Origin of the sequence: Candidatus Magnetominusculus dajiuhuensis, from assembly GCF_046044395.1 — a bacterium.
Classification (GTDB): Bacteria; Nitrospirota; Thermodesulfovibrionia; order Thermodesulfovibrionales; family Magnetobacteriaceae; genus Magnetominusculus; species Magnetominusculus dajiuhuensis.
Window position 1 is genome coordinate 1 of the sequence record NZ_JBJUSG010000006.1, and the last position, 17,613, is coordinate 17,613.

Here is a 17,613-nt window from a genome sequence, read left to right on the forward strand (position 1 = left end):
ATTATGACATCTGCTACCCCCACTGTAAAGATGGGGTTTTCTTGACGCTTACATTCCTTTCAACATTTTATCGTCAACTACAGCTTCAGCGGACAGTTATACTTTTGTCAAAAAATGGGGCATTGATGGTACAGGGGATGGTCAGTTTCATTTCATGCAAGGTTTAGCAGTTGATGGCAACGGGAATGTTTATGTGGCCGATCGAGGTAATGCACGGGTACAAAAATTTACAAATAATGGGGTTTTTGTCAAAAAATGGGGCAGTCAGGGTACGGGGGCCGGCCAGTATTGGGGAGGCCCTGAGGGCGTAGCAGTAAATAGCAGCGGGACATATTTATATACTACTGACCAGACTGGAACACAGAAATATTCAAGCGATGGGACCATACTTGCAGAATGGGGCAGATTAGGCCAAGGGAGCACCGAATGGTTTTATCCTGGTGGCGTGGCGGTAGATAGCAGCGGGTATGTTTATGTTATTGACCAGTCCAATTATCAAATCATTAAATATGCAAGCGATGGAACTTTTATCAGAAGATGGGGCAGTCAAGGTTCAGGGGATGGCCAGTTTGATAACGTACAGGGTATAGCGATAGACAGCAGCGGGAACATTTATACTTCAGAGGTTAATAACTCTCGGGTCCAGGTATTCGCGCCTGCCAGCACCTATACCTTAACGGCAACCAACGCCGGCACGGGGTCAGGCACTGTAACCGCGAATTCGGGGACGTTATCATGGAGCGGCAATACAGGCACTGCGTCATATACATCCGGCACATCTGTAACGCTGACGGCAGCGGCGGCCTCAGGCTCTACTTTTTCAGCCTGGACAGGGTGTGATTCGACAAGCGGCGCCACATGTACCGTTGCAATGTCGGCGAATAAGTCTGTCACGGCAACGTTTACCTTATCTCAAACTGCTTATTATACCCTGAGCGTAACTAAATCCGGCACGGGTTCAGGCACAGTAACTATCAGCCCATCGGGAATAAGCTGCGGCTCAACCTGTTCTACATCATATGCCTCCGGTACATCGGTAACGTTAACGGCAGCTACGGCTTCCGGCTCTACTTTTTCAAGCTGGAGCGGGTGTGCTTCAACAAGCGGCGTTGCCTGTACCGTTGCGATGTCGGCGAATAAGTCTGTAACCGTAACATTTACATCGTCAGGGTCATCGGATTATACACTTGCCGCTGCGGCAATTAACTCAATATATAGCCAATATGCCTCATGGTTTGGAACAGCATCCGGAAGTGTAACTACGGCGACAGACGCTAATGGCGGCACATACTATGTTCAATGGTATACAAACGGCGGCGCGCTTGTGGCATGGTCAGATGGATATATGTATTTATATTATGGCGGCAGTTGGTACTCTCTGGGGACATCATGGAAAACAAGCAGCGACTATACCGCGGCAAGCACGATGATTAACACAATATACAGTCAATATTCCACGTACCTTGGAACAAAATCCGGGGGTGTAACATCAGGAACAACGACAGGCGGCACATACTATGTCCAATGGTTTACCAATGGTATGGCGCTTATAGCGTACACTGATGGATACATGTATTATTGGGATGGCACTAATGTGTACTCTATGGGTATTAAATGGAAATAAAATAACGGGTATAAGCCCTAAGTAGCGTTGAAGTGATTGGCCGTGGCGGCTTAATGGGGCCGCCATTTGCTTTAATCTCAGCAGGGGAGAACGATTGACATGATCTCCGAGGAAGGGGATATAACAGGCAGTCCGGTTAATTTGTCCCTATTGCAGTTTAAGTCTGTAACCGATTGCCGGTTCATTTACTAAAAACTTTGGGCGCGCAGGATTGGATTCGAGCTTGCGGCGCAACTGAGCCATGTATACCCTCAGGTATTGCGGCTGATTAGCGTAATTTGCCCCCCAGACCTCTTTGAGCAGTTGAGAATGCGTCACAACCTTGCCGGCATTCTTAATGAGTACCGTTAACAGGCTGTACTCAATTGGAGTTAAGTGAGTTTCGACATCCTTAATAAACACCTGTCTTGTAACAAGATTAACCTTCATATCATCAACAGCAAAGATGTGCTCGCCCTGTTGAACCGGTGTCTTGCGCCGAAAGGCCACTCGTACGCGGGCAAGCAGTTCACCGGCGCTGAATGGTTTTGTAAGATAATCGTCTGCCCCCGTGTCCAGCGCCCTTATCTTGTCCTCCTCCTGCTCCCTTGCAGAGATGACTATAATGGAGGCTTCATTCCAGCCGCGAAGCTGCTTTATTACATCAATCCCATCCATATCGGGAAGCCCTAAATCAAGCAGGATAACGTCGGGGTTGCGCATTGCGGCCTGCATTAATCCATCCTTTGCAGTTTCGGCCTCTATAAGCCCGTACCCATGCCCCTTGATTGTTATACGCAGGAAGCGCAGCATTTGAGCCTCATCCTCTATAAGAAGAATCAGGCCGTTTTCCAAATTATCTCACCCCCATTGGTTGAGCCGACGTGTCGGGTTGATTTTCAACAGGCAGCGAAAAACTAAACACCGCGCCTCCGCCTTGCCTGTTTTGCGCGCTTATTTGTCCCCCGTGAGCAGTTATGACAGCGCGGCAGATGGTCAGCCCAAGCCCTATGCCCCCACCTTTGGAAGAGCTTCGCACAAACTTATCGAATATCCGCTCCTCTTCACCGGGCGGCACCCCCGGCCCCCTGTCTTTGACTTCCACAACAACGTTGGTTTCTTTAACGGCTGCCGAAAGCTCTATGGGTGTATCGTGCGGCGTGTACTTAATGGCGTTATCCAGGAGATTCATCATCACCTGCTCAATCAACAGCGGATCAAAAAAAAGCATCGGCAAGTCCTCCGGAAAATTCACCTCCACAGGTTTGTCTCCTATCTTTTCTGACAGGCGGTTAAGCGCGCCCCCAACGATTTCATCAATGAACTGCCACTGTTTTTTTACGGTTATGCCCCCAGCCTCTATGCGTGTCATGTTGAGGATGTTTCGGATTATCTGGTTAAGGTGCTCGGCCTCCTCGTATATGGTCAGAAGCAGCTCATGCTTTTCATTGGAATCAAAGGCCATGTCTTTTTCAAGCAGGGTAGAGGCCGCCCCGGTAATGGCAGCAAGGGGAGTGCGCAGGTCGTGGGAGATGGAGCTGAGAAGCGTGTTGCGCATGGTTTCTGTTTCCACCTTCAGCATGGCATGTTGAGCCTCGTTTACAAGCATTATCCTCTCTATGGCCACCGCTGTCTGGTTTGCAAAACTCTCCAGTATGTGAATTTGTCCCTGGTCAAAATACTCCTGACCAGGCTCAATAAGCACTCCTAATACCCCTACGGCCTTAGCTCCCGAAACAAGCGGCAGATACATCGCCTTAGCGCCGGACAGCGTATCCGTAGAAAAACCAGCCCGTTGTTCGTGGTCGAAACACCATTTCGCAACGACGTATTCCTTTTGATCAAGCGCAAAGCTATCAGATGTGGCCGCCTTAATCTCCAATTTTCCCAACTCATCAGGTACAAACACAACTGCCCTGGAGGATAAGACCTCAGTTACATGATTTATGACAAGTGCGCATACGTGGTCCAAATCCTGTTTGTTAACCAGCCTGCGGCTTAGGTTATAGAGTGACGCGGTTGTTTGCTGACGCTGCCGCGCAACATCGGCCTGTGCCTTAACCCGTGACGTAAGTCTGCTGATAACAAGCGCTATGGAAAACATTACGGCAAACGTAACAAGATATCCTGGAGAGGCTATTTCAAAGCTATAACGTGGAGGTACGAAGAAAAAATCAAACGCTAAAACACCAAATAACGCAGTCAGGAAAGACGGCACTTTCCCTGCCCGCGTCGCCGTAAACACCACCCCAAGCAGATAAACCATAGCAATGTCTGCCAATGCGACATATTGGTACATCAACTGGTCAACGGCGGTACATATCGCAACTGTGGTGACACTAAGTGTAATATCTCTCATTGCCAGTTTCTGTTTTTTTGATTTTATAGCCGGCGCAGGTATTGGCTGCCCCTTATCGCCGCTTATCACGTACACATCAATATCGCCGCTTCCACGCACTATCTCATCCAGCATAGAGCCAAATATAATATCTTTCCAGCGAGGGTGCGCGGGCTTGCCAATGATTATTTTTGTGACATTGCGGCTTCTGGCATAGTGCAGGATTTCCTCGCTGGCCTTTTGAGCGGTCAGAGTTACGGTTTCAGCGCCAAGGGTTTCGGCTAAGCGAATATGCCCGGCAAGTTTTACAAGGTCAGCCTTGGTGGGTTTTACCTTTGATGGGGCTTCCACGTTAACGGCTATCCACTCGGCTCTCAGGCCGGTGGCCATCCTCTTTGCCGCCCGTATCAGACGTATAGAGCGAGGGTTTGAGCTTATGCTTACCAGAATCCGCTCGGAGGCCGGCCACACCTCTTTGACGCTCTTTCCCTCACGATAACTCTGCATCTGCTCATCAACGCGCCCGGCGGTTGTGCGAAGGGCAAGTTCTCTGAGGGCAAGAAGGTTGCCCATCCTGAAAAAATTCCCCCTTGCAGCATCTGCCAGCTCAGGCATATAGACCTTGCCATCCTTAAGCCGTTGTAATAACTCATCCGGGGTGATATCAACAAGCGCAATCTCATCTGCCCGTTCTATGACTAAATCAGGCAGCGTCTCCCTTATCTCTATGCCGGTAATTTGTGTAACAACATCGCTGAGGCTCTCCACATGCTGAACATTGAGCGTGGAGTAAACATCCATACCGGCTTCAAGGAGTTCAAACACGTCTTGCCATCTCTTTTTGTGGCGGCTCTCCGGGGCGTTAGTATGGGCAAGTTCATCCATAAGGATGAGCGCGGGGGCGCGCCTAAGGGCTTGGTCAATGTCAAATTCATACAAGACAGAGCCGCGGTATTCGATTCCCTTACGTTGTATTACCTCAAGGCCGTCAAGGAGTTGCTCTGTTTCTTTGCGTTTGTGCGTCTCCACTATTCCAACGATGACATCCACGCCTTCAGATTTCTTTTGCCTTGCGGCCTCAAGCATGGCATAGGTCTTTCCCACGCCGGGGGCTGAGCCGAAGAATATCTTCAGATTGCCCTGTCGTTTACGCGCCTCGTCCTGTTTAAACTGTGCCAACAGGGCATCAGGCGATGGCCTTTGTTCTTCCATATCGTCCCTATTTTCTCACTTTTTAGGCGCCATGATTGCGGTTGATGAGTGGATTAACAGCTTATATCAAATTACTTTATAAAAAACTTCAGGGCGGCTATCATTATGCCGATTTGAGTTGCCCATAAGGCAAACATCCATTTGATGGAATCTACTTTGGATTTCTTGATTAATCCCTTGATTGATTCCATTTTGACTTCAAGTCTGGACACATCGTCTCTTACTTCCTTAATCTCATCTTTTACTTCTCCAATATCGTCTTTAGTTGCCATGTTCAAACGAGACCCCATCCCCACTTCATTAGATAATGGTGATTAAATCGTCAACGCCGCCATCGCCCAATTTCTCTCGTAATAACCTGGGTATCGCTATCACGCTCATGCCTTTGTTATACCATATCCCTCTGATATATTTCAACGCCACCGCCACCCGGCAGAGGTGGCGGTGGGCTGTTGTTTATTAGAAATTATACGTCAAATTCAGGCCGTATATGAAATTCTGGTCAAGCGCGCCGTTTGGATTATACGATACGCCGTTAACCATCCTGCTGGCGTCGTGCGACAGGGGGAATGTGTACATCGCCACCGGCTGCACGGTCAAGTTGTTTACTATCGGAATGGTTACGCCAAGCGATAACATGCCGTCGTGAAAGGCGCTGTATTTTTTGCCCGTGTAGGCGTCTGTGCCACCCGCTGTTGATGCTGCCTCATACGTATGCCAGTAGCCGGAACTGCCGTCCATATAACCAAAACACGCGCCGAGGTCAAGCGTCATATCCTTCATAATCATCGGAAGCGGGACAGAGTGGCTGAAGGCCAGATTAAAATATGTCCCAGGGAAGGAGTCAAAATCCCTATACACCGTAAGGACGGGCTTTGTAATCATATCCAGCGCCGCGGCCATGAAAACCTCCTGAGTCTTATTGGCATATTTAACACCATAATAAACGTACCCGCCTGTCAGGCTGAACAAACCCCATGAGCGCGTATAGCTGAGCTTTATATCCACTTCGTTATAACTGGCCCCGCCGGGGTTGTCCGGGATAAAATTCTGAGTCGCCTGCTCATGCGTGTCTATGTTGCTCCACACGTTTGCCGAAAACCCCATATAGGAAAGAGTTATGGACGGCTGAAAAACCATGCTGTGGGTACTTACCTCATATCCTCTGAAGATGTACCTGTTAAAGGCGCTGAACACCACGCTGACAGAGGCGTTATCAGGCCCGGCTGTGCCTTCGGGCGGGATAGACGCGGCCTCCTCATTGGCAGGTGCAGGGGCGGCCTCCTCCTTGGCATGATGAGCGCCCTTTTCCTCTTCAGCATAGGCAGGAACGCCCGACGCGATGATGGCCATGGCGATTAATAGCGCCATAGATAGTAAAAAAGTATTCAACGCACGTGTTAATTTTGCCCGTGTTAGTCTTTCCATTTCATATTCCTCCATTTAATTTTTTGTAACACTCATAGTGAGTTTGCCCCGGCTTTGTATCAGGTTTATTTACGCCTGGGTCGTCCAACTCCTACGTCATCCAGGGCCATGTTTAATTTTACAACGTTAACTACCGGATCTCCCAAAATCCCCAACTGCCGGGATTCTTTATAAGTCTCGACCAGCGACAAAACCAGACCCTCGCCTATACCTCTTTGTTTCGCAACGCGGCGCACCTGATAAAGCGCCGCCGCGGGGCTGATATGAGGGTCAAGGCCGCTTCCCGACGCGGTGATTAAATCAACTGGTATTGGCTGCGTGTTTTCGGGGTCAGCCGCCTTTAACGCGGCAATCCTGTCAGATAATGCCTTCTGAAGGTCGGGATTGTTTTGGCCCAGGTTCGACCCCGAAGATGAGCTGGCGTTATATGGATACGGCGTAGTGGCAGACGGCCTGCTCCAAAAATACCTGGGATCGCTAAATGGCTGCCCTATGAGGGCAGACCCAACAGCCTTGCCATTTTTTTCAATAATGCTTCCGTTTGCCTTATCCGGAAAAAGCACCTGTGAGACGCCTGTCATTGCCATAGGGTAAATAATCCCTAACATTACCGTAAATACAACCAGTGATATGATGGACGTTCTGATAACTGCCATAATCTATCCTCCTTTAAAATATATTCAACACACCGATTAACATATCAATTAACTTTATCCCAACAAACGGCACGACAACGCCTCCAAGCCCGTAAATCAGAAGGTTATTCCTTAAGAGGGCATGAGCGCCGAGCGGGCGGTATTTTACACCTCTGAGGGCAAGTGGAATTAATATCACGATAATAATGGCGTTAAAGATTACAGCCGACAGTATAGCGCTGTGAGGGGTGGCCAATCTCATGATATTAAGCGTGCCAAGTTCAGGGTAAATACCTAAAAACGCCGCGGGCAGAATGGCAAAGTACTTTGCCACGTCGTTAGCAATGCTAAATGTGGTCAACGTGCCGCGGGTAATGAGGAGCTGCTTGCCGATTTCAACAATTTCTATGAGCTTGGTCGGGTTAGAGTCCAGATCAACCATGTTGCCGGCCTCTTTAGCCGCCTGAGTCCCTGTGTTCATCGCAACGGCGACATCGGCCTGGGCAAGGGCAGGGGCATCGTTTGTGCCATCGCCTGTCATGGCGACTAATTTGCCGCCTGTCTGATAGTCGCGTATGAGTTTTAATTTGGCCTCAGGGGTTGCCTCGGCCAGAAAATCGTCAACTCCGGCGTCGGCCGCAACCGCGGCTGCCGTGAGGGGATTGTCGCCGGTAATCATAATGGTCTTGATTCCCATGTTCCTGAGCTCAGCAAATCGCTCCTTTATGCCCCCCTTAACTATATCCTTCAGACGAATGACGCCTAAAACGCTTTTCCCCTGTGCCACAACTAATGGGGTAGCACCCTCACGGGCTATGCCCTCTACGATGTTTATGACCTCAGCGGGGAATATCCCGCCCTGTTTTTTTACATACTCAGCAACGGCATCTGAGGCACCCTTGCGTATCTCTACCCCGTCCATGTTTACACCGCTCATGCGTGTGTGCGCGGAAAACGGCACGAATACGGCGTGAAGAGTGCTTATATTGCGCTCTCTGATGCCATATTCATTTTTGGCAAGGACGACTATGCTTCGACCTTCGGGAGTTTCGTCCGCCAGGGACGCTAGTTGTGCCGCATCGGCCAGCGCTTTTATATCTATCCCCTTTACAGGTATAAATTCAGTGGCGTGTCTGTTGCCAAGCGTTATGGTGCCGGTCTTATCCAGCAGCAATACATCCACATCCCCCGCGGCCTCCACTGCCCGCCCCGACATGGCTATCACGTTTGCCTGTATCATCCTGTCCATACCGGCAATTCCTATAGCGGAGAGAAGCCCCCCTATTGTTGTGGGGATAAGGCAGACCAATAAGGCCGCTACCGTCGTTACGGTGACAGGACTGCCATGTGAAGCCGCCTTAACGCTGAAAATAGAAAACGGCACTATCGTAACCGTGGCTATCAGAAAGATGATAGTCAGCCCGGCAAGCAAAATATCCAGGGCTATCTCGTTGGGTGTTTTTTGTCTTTTTGCACCCTCAACCATAGAAATCATCTTGTCAATAAAGGTTTCACCCGGGTTAGCGCTTATCTTAATTACTAACCAGTCGGACACTACAAGGGTGCCCCCGGTAACGGCGCTCCTGTCGCCGCCGCTTTCTCTTATTACAGGGGCGCTTTCTCCGGTTATGGCGCTTTCATTTACCGATGCAACACCCTCGATTACTTCGCCGTCGCTTGGGATTATATCCCCCGCCTCAACAAGTACGCAGTCGCCTTTTCTAAGCTTTGGCGACACTACGAGGGTTACTGTGGCGTTACGTCTGGGTGCAGAGAGCAGCTTTGCCTGAATATCGCGTCTGCTGTTTCGGAGGTTTTCAGCCTGAGCCTTCCCCCTGCCCTCTGCCATTGACTCCGCGAAGTTAGCAAATATCACGGTAAACCAGAGCCACAGAGACACGGCCAATATAAACGACGGCGGGTCCCCCGATGGTTTCGAAAGAGAATAGACAAAAAGCGCCATTGTGAGAATGCTTCCAATCTCTACGACAAACATAACGGGTTTACGAATCTGGTATAGTGGATTTAACTTAATAACCGAGTCAACGGATGCCCTGGCGATGAGACGCCAATCGAAAAGATTCTGTTTTACTTTTGCTGTCATATGCTCATCCCTCCTATTTTTTTATTTAACAGTCATGAAGTGTTCCGCTATAGGCCCCAGTGAAAGGCCAGGCAGAAACGTTAATGCCCCAACTATAATAATTACCCCTATCAAAAAAACCACAAACAGGGGCGTATGGGTAGGCAAGGTACCTGAACCTGTCGGCACGTATTTTTTTCTTGCCAGAGACCCCGCCACCGCAAGTACGGGGACAATTACGCCAAATCTCCCCAATATCATAACAACCGCAAGCGATACGTTGTAGAAGGGCGTATTTGCGGACAGCCCGGCAAAGGCGCTACCGTTGTTATTGGAGCACGATGAGAACGCGTATAGAATTTCTGAAAACCCATGCGGGCCGGGATTAGCAATGCCCGCTATCCCGTCTTTTAGGACAACAGCTATGGCCGTGCCCAAAAGGACACAGACGGCGGGAATCAGGATAACCAGCGACGCCATTTTCATCTCGAAGGCCTCGACCTTTTTCCCCAGATACTCAGGTGTGCGCCCTACCATAAGCCCTGCGATGAATACGGAAATCACGACAAATATGATCATCCCATAAAGCCCCGAACCCACGCCGCCGAAGACTATTTCACCCAGTTGCATAAGAAACATCGGGACAAGCCCGCCTAATGGGCTGAAGGAATCGTGCATGGAATTTACCGAGCCGTTTGAGGCAGCAGTAGTAACGGTGGCCCAAAGGGCAGAGTTTGCAACTCCTATCCTGGCCTCCTTACCCTCCATATTGCCGTCAGAGGTTAAAGCCGCGCCCAGGCCCTTAACATAAGGCGCGTCAACTGTCTCGCTGTGATAGCATAGCACCAGCAAGGGTATGAGAATCACAAACATAGCAATAAGCAGCGCCCACCCCTGGCGGGTATCTCCTACCATCTTGCCAAAGGTATAGCAAAGTGCCGCCGGTATAAGTAATATGGCAAGGACTTCCAGGAAATTGGAAAGAGGCGTGGGGTTTTCGTATGGATGGGCGGAGTTTACGTTAAAAAAACCGCCGCCGTTGGTGCCGAGCTGTTTAATGGCTATCTGCGAGGCCGTCGGGCCGCCGGGGATTGATTGTTCCGCCATTTCGGCTGGTTCAGTTTTGTCTTTGCCGGCGGAGTCTTTAACGGTATTGCCCTGAGCATCCACAATTGGTTTGTCGTACGTTACCTTTTGCATAAGAGGTACGGTTTGATAGGGTTTAAGGTTCTGAACAACCCCCTGAGACACCAGGATAATTGTAAACAGTATCGAAAGAGGTAAGAGTATATACAGGGTTGAGCGCGTAAGGTCAACCCAAAAATTACCGATTGTTTGAACGCTTCGTCTGGTAAATCCCCTTATTAACGCGACCAGCACGGCCATGCCGGTTGCGGCGGACAGAAAATTATGAAGGCCAAGTCCGGCCATTTGAGTAAGATAACTCATTGTTGACTCCCCGCCGTAACCCTGCCAGTTGGTGTTGGTCAAAAAACTTACCGCCGTGTTTAAAGACGAATCCCACGACACGGCAGGAAATCCCTGCGGATTGAGCGGCAGATGGCTCTGGAAGCGTTGCTGAATGTATAAGACTATCGCCCCGACAAGGCTGAACACTAAAACAGACGCCGTATATCGCTTCCATGACATATCCTCCTCGCAGCATTTCGAGCCAAACAAGCGGTACAAGAGCCTTTCGACTGGTTTCAAAAGTGAAGTGAACATATTTGGCGTGCCTTCATATACCGCCGCCATGTAGCCGCCCAGGGGTTTAACTAACAATCCCAGGACGACAAAATACAACACTATCTGGAGTAATCCGTTTTCTGTCATATTAAAACACCTCCGGTTTTAGTAGCGCTACAGTCAGATAGACAAGCAACACTATGCTGACAATGCCCCCAATCCAGTAAAAACTCTCCATAATCTACCCCCACACGAACTTTGATAAAACCGGAATCACTCCGGTATCTGCCGATATCTGGTTATAGCGTAGCAGGTACTTCCATAAAATAGGTGTTAATAAACGCGGGGGGAGTGTTAAGATTTTATAAAGATTGGAAGATGCTGCTGCAGATTCCCAATGAACTAAGGAATAGCGAATTTACCCTTAATCCGTAATTCTGGAGTCCGTCATTCTTAGTCCGTCATTCTTAGTCCGTCATTCCGGCTTGTCCGGAATCTTATTTGGCTTGAGGATGTAGTGGAGAGACAGATTCCGGACAAGCCGGAATGACGGCAAGGCAAGCAGGGAGGAGAAAGGCAAGCAGGGAGGATACACTTTTTTGTCGCGCAGTGATTAGGATAGATACTAAAATGCAGCCGATTGCCATCGTTTTGTCTATGTTGCCCTTGTTCCCACTTCAATAAAAATGCGGGTTTTCATGCTGTCATATGGGATAATCCGGTGATTCGTTTTTTCATTTGCACAATTTTTTTTGTAATAGCATATTTATCAAATAAACCCTTGACAGAATCTTCCATAATTTAGTAAGCTGCCTGACATGGCTCATTGAGCTTAAAAAAAATTCAGGAGGAGTGTTATGATTACCTATAAGAAATTGTTGGGGATAGTAACAGTTTTTTCGTTGGTTTTGGCATTGGCACTGATATGCACGGCTTCCACGGCGAGGTGCGACAACACAGTTGATAATGAAACATTTTCGAAAGCAACGGCCTCGGGATGGACATTGTCGGGTAGTGCAAAATTGACCGCCGCCAGCGGTGGTGTAGACAACGTTACTGGTGGGAGTGGATGGTTAAGACTTACAGATAACGTGACAAAAAATCAGGCTGGTTCAGCCGTCTATGGCACGGCATTTACAAGTGTACAGGGTGTGCAGGTATCATTCACCTATGCCTCTTATGGCGGCACTGGGGCAGATGGATTAACATTTTACCTCATTGATGGCGCCACGGGAGCCTCATCAATAACCACGGGCGCATCTGGTGGAGCACTCGGATATTCCTCCAACGGTTTAACCGGCGCTAACGGCGTAACAAATGGTTATCTTGGTATAGGATTTGACGAAGGGGGTTATTTCAGCAGTTCCTATGTTGGGACTTGTAGCTCAGGTTGCCCGGGGATTTCGCCGAACTCGGTCGCTATTCGTGGTTCAGGCAATAAGTTGATGGGATATAACTTTCTAACGAATGCCCCTGCTACGATAGCCACAGGCAGCAGGTCAGGCGCGAATACTGTAACTATTACAATTCTCGATTTTAAAGTTACCGTTGTCCTTAATGGCAAAACGGTTATTAACAATTACGACATTTCAACGGCGATTGGGCAGAGTTCAATGCCTGGGACATTCAAATTTGGTTTCTCAGCAGGTACAGGCGGGTCAACCAACATACACGAAATTAAAAATCTGAGTGTTACTTCGGTTACCGCGGACTATAACCTTGCCTTAGCGACACTTTACTCACTTTCCAACTACTTTGGTACACCGTATGGCAGCTTTACAGCATACACATATAACACCAGCATGTACTATGTCCAGGGGTTAACCAATGGTAATTTCCTTGTAGCATGGTCAGATGGGTCTATCCTTTTATCTTCCGGTGGCCAGTGGTTTTCTACGGGTCTGTATTGGAAGACATTCACTGACGTCATGAAGGCAAGCCAGGTGATTGGCAACTTCTACACTACGTCCGCTTCGTTTTATGGTGGCCTATATGGCGGCCTGACACAAGGATTAGATGCAACTGGTGTATACTATGTCCAGGGATTTAACAATGGTTATGCCATCGTAGCGTGGCCAGACGGATATGTATATATTTATGCTGGTGGTACAGCATACTCAACTTTAGGCTACCAGAGCGCTTATGAAGGTACTGCCTATGTAGGAAACGGGTACATATATACATTTACTAATGGACTTGCAAATGTATATAGCGGCGGTGTTCTGGGCAATAACGGCGCATTCTGGAAGTAAGCAAGAGGGGCAACCCTAAAACATAGGATTCTCGAGATCGCCCTGCCGGCTATGAACCGGTAGGGCGAATTTTTATCACATCTTTGTAAGAATTATGCGTTCCTTAGTGAGTCCACTATGTTCATGCGTGCTGCCTTTATGGCAGGAAGGACGCCTCCGGCTAAACCCATTATCAGGGAAAATGCAAACCCCGACAGGATTACTTCAAAGTTTATAGAAAACGTAAAGGCCAGCTCGGAAAATGTCTGCCAATTCATAGTGGATACGGTAAAAAACTGCAAAAAAGACGCAAAAAATAATCCTGCAATTCCTCCAACACCCCCCAAAAACAGTGATTCAGAAATAAATGCCGTCAGTATGCTAAGGCGTCCGAATCCCAGCGCCCTGAGCGTTCCGATTTCGGCTGTCCTCGTTGCGGTTGCCGTGTACATGGTTATCATAGCCCCGATTATCGCCCCAAGGGAAAAAATCAGGGTCAGGGATATCCCCAGTATCGTAAGAAACTTTGACATCATCTCAGACTGTTCCTCGTAGTAGAGGTTTTCACGCTTGACGTCAACTTTAAGGCGCGGGTCGCGGAGGATTCTCTCCTTTGCGGAATCAAACATATTGCCGCCATTTAGTTTAAAAATTACTGAGGAATACACGTTTCTCTTAAAAAACTGTGAAAGCACATTTACATCACCCCATATTTCTGAGCTGAACCCTCTGTTTTCGGCATCAAATATGCCCACCACCACCCAGTCCTGCATGGCAAAACGAAGACTCTGTCCAATGTCTGTTCCCTTAAATCCCTTTGCGATGCTTTTTCCTATAACAATCTCTGTTGAACCGGCACGGGGAAGCCTGCCCTCAGTGAGTTTAACTACCGGCCTTAGTTTGTAAGACTTATCCGTTACGCCGCGAATTGTCACATTAGCCGGTTTACCGGTTATTTTCTTAGGAAGGCTTACAAGTATTACCATTTCCCGTGCCGAGAGTTTTCGCCCGTCAACGTCTGTTTTTGCATTAGAGTGGCTTTCTATAATGTCTGCATCCTCGTGGGTTATCATGCTTTGCACCTCCACCCCCGCCGATTTCCTCAACACTACGGCGTTATCTGATGAGCCGGTTGTAACAAGTGTCTTGACAAGTCCATTTGAAAGCATCAGCACCGCTGCAAACACAAACACCACAAGCCCCATACCTAAGGCAGTCAGGGAGGTGGTCAGCCGCCGTCTGAGAAGGTTCCTAAGAGAATACTGCAACAAAAGCCCTATCATGCAATAGCCCTTAGCCCATCTGCTATGCGTATCTTAAGCGTATACCAAAGAGGTATGATACTTGCCAAAAGTCCCACAGCCAGTGAAATAACGGCATCTAACGCTATCGTCTCTAAAGACACATTGAAAACCGGCAAATACGCCGACATATAATCGCCAAATCCTTTGACTGCCGGAAATGTACACGCTATCGCAATCCCCCCGCCTACTATGGTTATAAACACCGACTCTCCGGCTATCATCATAAATAGATATAAAGGTTTAAATCCAAGGCTTCGAAACACCGAGTACTCACGTATGCGCTCACGGGCTGTCATTGCCATCGTGTTTGCCACAACAGCCAGTATTATAAATATCACAAGGAATGAGACTAATTGTACCGCGGTCAGGATTGTCTCCGTCATAGAGACAAAACTCATCTGAAACGCCTTTTCTGTCTCGGTAAGGGTCTCAGCCATTGAGTTTTTAAATAGTTTGTCCACTCGCTGAGCTACCTCGGCGGCGAGTTCAGGTTTAGCCACAGCAATAATGTACCACCCTATTGAGTCTGTTCCTCTGGCAGCGTTCATAGTTTTCAACTTTTCGTTAAGGTAATCCCAGTGAAAGATAAACTGAGTCTCATCAATGTTTTTATCCCGTCCCTTATAGATAGCACGTATTGTGAAATCCCAGTTTCCGGGGAAGATCGTACCCCGCAAGGTGACGGTGTCGCCAATCTTCCAGCCAAACCTTTTGGCAAGTTTTTCACCGACAACGGCTCCTTTCCTATCGGTAAGCAGCGCTTTTTTTTGCGACCCGGCAACCTGAAACTCAGGATAAAGCCCCAGAAACGATTTCATATCCATAGCGAAATTGGCAAAAAAATTCTTTTCGTCAATATATATGCCGCCAAACCAATTCCCGTATGCCACGCCTGCGACGCCTTCAACCTGCCTGATTTTTTCCTTATACGAGAGCGGTAAAAAGAAATTCAATGAAATTGCATTACGCGCAATGAGGCGGTTTGCGGCGGCTGCGTCAACCCCGGCATACCACGCATCTACCATGCAACGCAACATCCCAAACGCTAAAACCGCTACCGCTACCGCAAGCATTGTCAGCACCGTGCGCAGCTTATGCCTCAGAGAGTTTCTGAGTATCAGTTTTAGAAGGAACAACTATGTTTTCCCTATGTTTTCAGTGCCGCGTGTTGGTTTTCTATACATCCGGTAAGAACACCCTTGTCAAAGTTTCTGATGATATGAGCCGTTTCTGCCGCCCTCGGGTCGTGAGTTACCATAATTATGGTCTTGCCATGTTGAGCATTTAGTATTGTCATAAGCTCTAAAATATCTTTTGCGCTGTGGCGGTCAAGGTCTCCCGTAGGCTCATCCGCAACAATTATTGTGGGGTCGGTAACTATGGCGCGTGCTATGGCAACCCGTTGCTGCTGCCCCCCTGACAGTTGAGACGGGTAGTGCCTGGCTCTATCGAGAAGATTAACTACGCGAAGTGCCGCCGTGGCGTGCAGAAGGCGTTCCTTTTTACTAAGGTTTGTAAGAACAAGCGGAAGCTCTACGTTTTCTTGTGCGCTCAGCACGGGGATTAGATTATAAAACTGGAAAATGAAACCCACGTGAGTTGCCCGCCAGCGGGACAATTCCCTGTCGTTTAATGACGTAATATCCACGCCGCCCACTCGTATTGTGCCGCTTTCGGCGTGGTCTATGGCCGCGATGAGATTTAAAAGCGTACTCTTGCCCGACCCTGATGGCCCCATTAAAGCCAAAAACTCTCCCTCCTCCACCGACAGGGTCAACCCCTCAAGCACTGGAATCTTCTCGCTTCCACGTACATATGATTTCCAGACGTTTTCTATTTCAACTATAGGATTGATTTTACTTCTCTTTAATTTTGATCTTTTGGCCGTCTCTCAGGTTCGATATGCCAGAGGAGACCACTCTATCATTAACCTTAAGGCCCTCTGTAATTTCTGTCATATCGCCAAATGACCCGCCGGTTTTTATTGCGGTTTCCTTTAGTGTACCGTTGTCTGTAATAACAAACACCGATTGCCTGTTTTTTGAAATTGCGCTGACGTTCACAACAGTACGGGGGTATTTTTCAGAATCAGCTATGGCTCTGGATAGAAATGCGACCTTTGCGCTCATATCGGGAAGGATTTCCGGGTCTTTCTCAATGAAATTCACCTTAACTGCGATAGCCCCCTTTGTCCTGTCTGCCGTGGGGACTATCATATGAACGTTTCCGCGCAGGCGTTTATCGGGTATGGCGTCGAGGGTTATCTCACATGGCTGTGCGGCTTTGACCTTTGCTATGTTAGACTCAGAGACATCCACCTCCACCATAAGGGAACCTAAATCCGCTATGCTGACCACTGCCGCCTTAACGTTTGCGGTAGCGCCAAGTGGTGTGATGATATCTCCGACATCGGCGTTTTTTGTAAGAACGACGGCGTCAAAGGGGGCGCGTATTACGGTGTATTCGATGTTTACCGCGGCAGAGCGGAGGGCAGCCTCGCTGGCTCTGATTTTAGATTGGGCTGCACCTTTTTGAGCTGTTGCCGTCTGGTATTTCATCAGTGCATCGTCATAGTCCGAGCGGGAAATAACATTGGCGTCTGAGAGTTTTTTAAATCGTTTATAATTGACTTCCGCGTTTGTGAATTGCGCATGGGCTACGTCGAGTTCGTTTTTAGATACCTGAAGATTAGCGGCTGCCTGGTCTTTGGCCGCAATCACATCATTGTTTTCAAGCCTTGCAAGGATATCGCCTTTTTTTATCCGGCTTCCTTCCTCGACGTTAATAGAAACCAGCCGTCCCGTGATTTTAGAAGAAACAGCGGCTTTACGCTCTGCAACCACATACCCGCTTGCGTTTAAAATCGTCACAGACTCAGACGGATACATCAGCGACACTACCGACGCGTCAACCGTTAATACGCTGACCACCCTGACATAAAACCCGGCCGCGGCTATTGCTATCAGTACTATGACAATCAGATAGACGAGCTTTTTGGGTTGCTTTCGATTGACAACAGATGTTTTATCTATTTTTAGTTCACTAAGCCCTGCATCAGGCATAAATGATAATCTCCAATCGTCACGGTTCAGC

At 48.5% G+C, this 17,613-nt stretch carries 14 protein-coding genes and 1 pseudogene; 3 read left to right on the forward strand and 12 right to left on the reverse strand.

Annotation, left to right across the window (positions count from 1 at the left end; genetic code table 11):
* Positions 1-154: 154 nt before the first annotated feature.
* Positions 155-220, forward strand: a pseudogene (locus AB7D94_RS01615) (SBBP repeat-containing protein); the annotation flags it as partial.
* A 225-nt stretch (positions 221-445) separates the two neighbouring features.
* Positions 446-1,624, forward strand: a complete 1,179-nt coding sequence (locus tag AB7D94_RS01620; RefSeq protein ID WP_420263987.1) for an InlB B-repeat-containing protein — start codon at positions 446-448, stop codon at positions 1,622-1,624.
* Positions 1,625-1,771: 147 nt separating this feature from the next.
* Here the strand turns inward: AB7D94_RS01620 and AB7D94_RS01625 are convergent, their stop codons facing one another.
* From AB7D94_RS01625 to kdpF, 8 genes are all read right to left on the reverse strand, one after another.
* Positions 1,772-2,458: a response regulator gene (locus AB7D94_RS01625; protein ID WP_420263918.1), complete on the reverse strand. Its 687-nt coding sequence runs from the start codon at positions 2,456-2,458 to the stop codon at positions 1,772-1,774.
* 1 nt (position 2,459) lies between these two features.
* Positions 2,460-5,153, reverse strand: a complete 2,694-nt coding sequence (locus AB7D94_RS01630; protein ID WP_420263919.1) for a DUF4118 domain-containing protein — start codon at positions 5,151-5,153, stop codon at positions 2,460-2,462.
* A 71-nt stretch (positions 5,154-5,224) separates the two neighbouring features.
* Positions 5,225-5,425, reverse strand: coding sequence for a hypothetical protein (locus tag AB7D94_RS01635; RefSeq protein ID WP_420263920.1), 201 nt, complete (start codon positions 5,423-5,425; stop codon positions 5,225-5,227).
* A 187-nt stretch (positions 5,426-5,612) separates the two neighbouring features.
* Positions 5,613-6,581 (reverse strand): hypothetical protein, encoded by a 969-nt coding sequence (locus AB7D94_RS01640; RefSeq protein ID WP_420263921.1) that lies wholly within the window; start codon positions 6,579-6,581, stop codon positions 5,613-5,615.
* Between the two features lie 65 nt (positions 6,582-6,646).
* The gene (gene kdpC, locus AB7D94_RS01645; protein WP_420263922.1) at positions 6,647-7,237 is read right to left on the reverse strand and encodes a potassium-transporting ATPase subunit KdpC; all 591 of its coding nucleotides are present in this window, start codon (positions 7,235-7,237) and stop codon (positions 6,647-6,649) included.
* 13 nt (positions 7,238-7,250) lie between these two features.
* Positions 7,251-9,320, reverse strand: coding sequence for a potassium-transporting ATPase subunit KdpB (gene kdpB, locus AB7D94_RS01650; protein WP_420263923.1), 2,070 nt, complete (start codon positions 9,318-9,320; stop codon positions 7,251-7,253).
* 21 nt (positions 9,321-9,341) lie between these two features.
* Positions 9,342-11,132 (reverse strand): potassium-transporting ATPase subunit KdpA, encoded by a 1,791-nt coding sequence (kdpA, locus tag AB7D94_RS01655; RefSeq protein WP_420263924.1) that lies wholly within the window; start codon positions 11,130-11,132, stop codon positions 9,342-9,344.
* A 1-nt stretch (position 11,133) separates the two neighbouring features.
* Complete coding sequence (gene kdpF, locus AB7D94_RS01660) at positions 11,134-11,223, reverse strand: K(+)-transporting ATPase subunit F (RefSeq protein ID WP_420263925.1); 90 nt, start codon at positions 11,221-11,223, stop codon at positions 11,134-11,136.
* 619 nt (positions 11,224-11,842) lie between these two features.
* Between kdpF and AB7D94_RS01665 the strand changes: the two genes are divergently transcribed.
* A complete protein-coding gene (locus AB7D94_RS01665) occupies positions 11,843-13,237 on the forward strand; it encodes a hypothetical protein (protein ID WP_420263926.1) in 1,395 nt (464 codons plus the stop codon).
* Positions 13,238-13,329: 92 nt separating this feature from the next.
* Here the strand turns inward: AB7D94_RS01665 and AB7D94_RS01670 are convergent, their stop codons facing one another.
* Genes AB7D94_RS01670 through AB7D94_RS01685 form a run of 4 tightly spaced genes read right to left on the reverse strand, consistent with a single transcriptional unit; the run spans position 13,330 to position 17,582 of the window.
* Positions 13,330-14,496, reverse strand: a complete 1,167-nt coding sequence (locus AB7D94_RS01670) for an ABC transporter permease (RefSeq protein WP_420263988.1) — start codon at positions 14,494-14,496, stop codon at positions 13,330-13,332.
* Positions 14,496-15,656 (reverse strand): ABC transporter permease, encoded by a 1,161-nt coding sequence (locus tag AB7D94_RS01675; protein ID WP_420263927.1) that lies wholly within the window; start codon positions 15,654-15,656, stop codon positions 14,496-14,498. The genes AB7D94_RS01670 and AB7D94_RS01675 overlap by 1 nt, the downstream gene beginning before the upstream one ends.
* Before the next feature lie 11 nt (positions 15,657-15,667).
* Positions 15,668-16,375 (reverse strand): ABC transporter ATP-binding protein, encoded by a 708-nt coding sequence (locus AB7D94_RS01680; protein ID WP_420263990.1) that lies wholly within the window; start codon positions 16,373-16,375, stop codon positions 15,668-15,670.
* A gap of 1 nt (position 16,376) precedes the next feature.
* Positions 16,377-17,582: an efflux RND transporter periplasmic adaptor subunit gene (locus AB7D94_RS01685; protein ID WP_420263928.1), complete on the reverse strand. Its 1,206-nt coding sequence runs from the start codon at positions 17,580-17,582 to the stop codon at positions 16,377-16,379.
* Positions 17,583-17,613 lie beyond the last annotated feature (31 nt).

Bases quoted from the DNA above. Each gene is read 5' to 3' on its own strand.
- AB7D94_RS01635 (WP_420263920.1), bottom strand. From the start codon at position 5,425: ATGGCAACTAAAGACGATATTGGAGAAGTAAAAGATGAGATTAAGGAA.
- kdpB (WP_420263923.1), bottom strand. From the start codon at position 9,320: ATGACAGCAAAAGTAAAACAGAATCTTTTCGATTGGCGTCTCATCGCC.
- kdpA (WP_420263924.1), bottom strand. From the start codon at position 11,132: ATGACAGAAAACGGATTACTCCAGATAGTGTTGTATTTTGTCGTCCTG.
- AB7D94_RS01640 (WP_420263921.1), bottom strand. From the start codon at position 6,581: ATGGAAAGACTAACACGGGCAAAATTAACACGTGCGTTGAATACTTTT.
- AB7D94_RS01665 (WP_420263926.1), top strand. From the start codon at position 11,843: ATGATTACCTATAAGAAATTGTTGGGGATAGTAACAGTTTTTTCGTTG.
- AB7D94_RS01630 (WP_420263919.1), bottom strand. From the start codon at position 5,153: ATGGAAGAACAAAGGCCATCGCCTGATGCCCTGTTGGCACAGTTTAAA.
- AB7D94_RS01685 (WP_420263928.1), bottom strand. From the start codon at position 17,582: ATGCCTGATGCAGGGCTTAGTGAACTAAAAATAGATAAAACATCTGTT.
- kdpC (WP_420263922.1), bottom strand. From the start codon at position 7,237: ATGGCAGTTATCAGAACGTCCATCATATCACTGGTTGTATTTACGGTA.
- kdpF (WP_420263925.1), bottom strand. From the start codon at position 11,223: ATGGAGAGTTTTTACTGGATTGGGGGCATTGTCAGCATAGTGTTGCTT.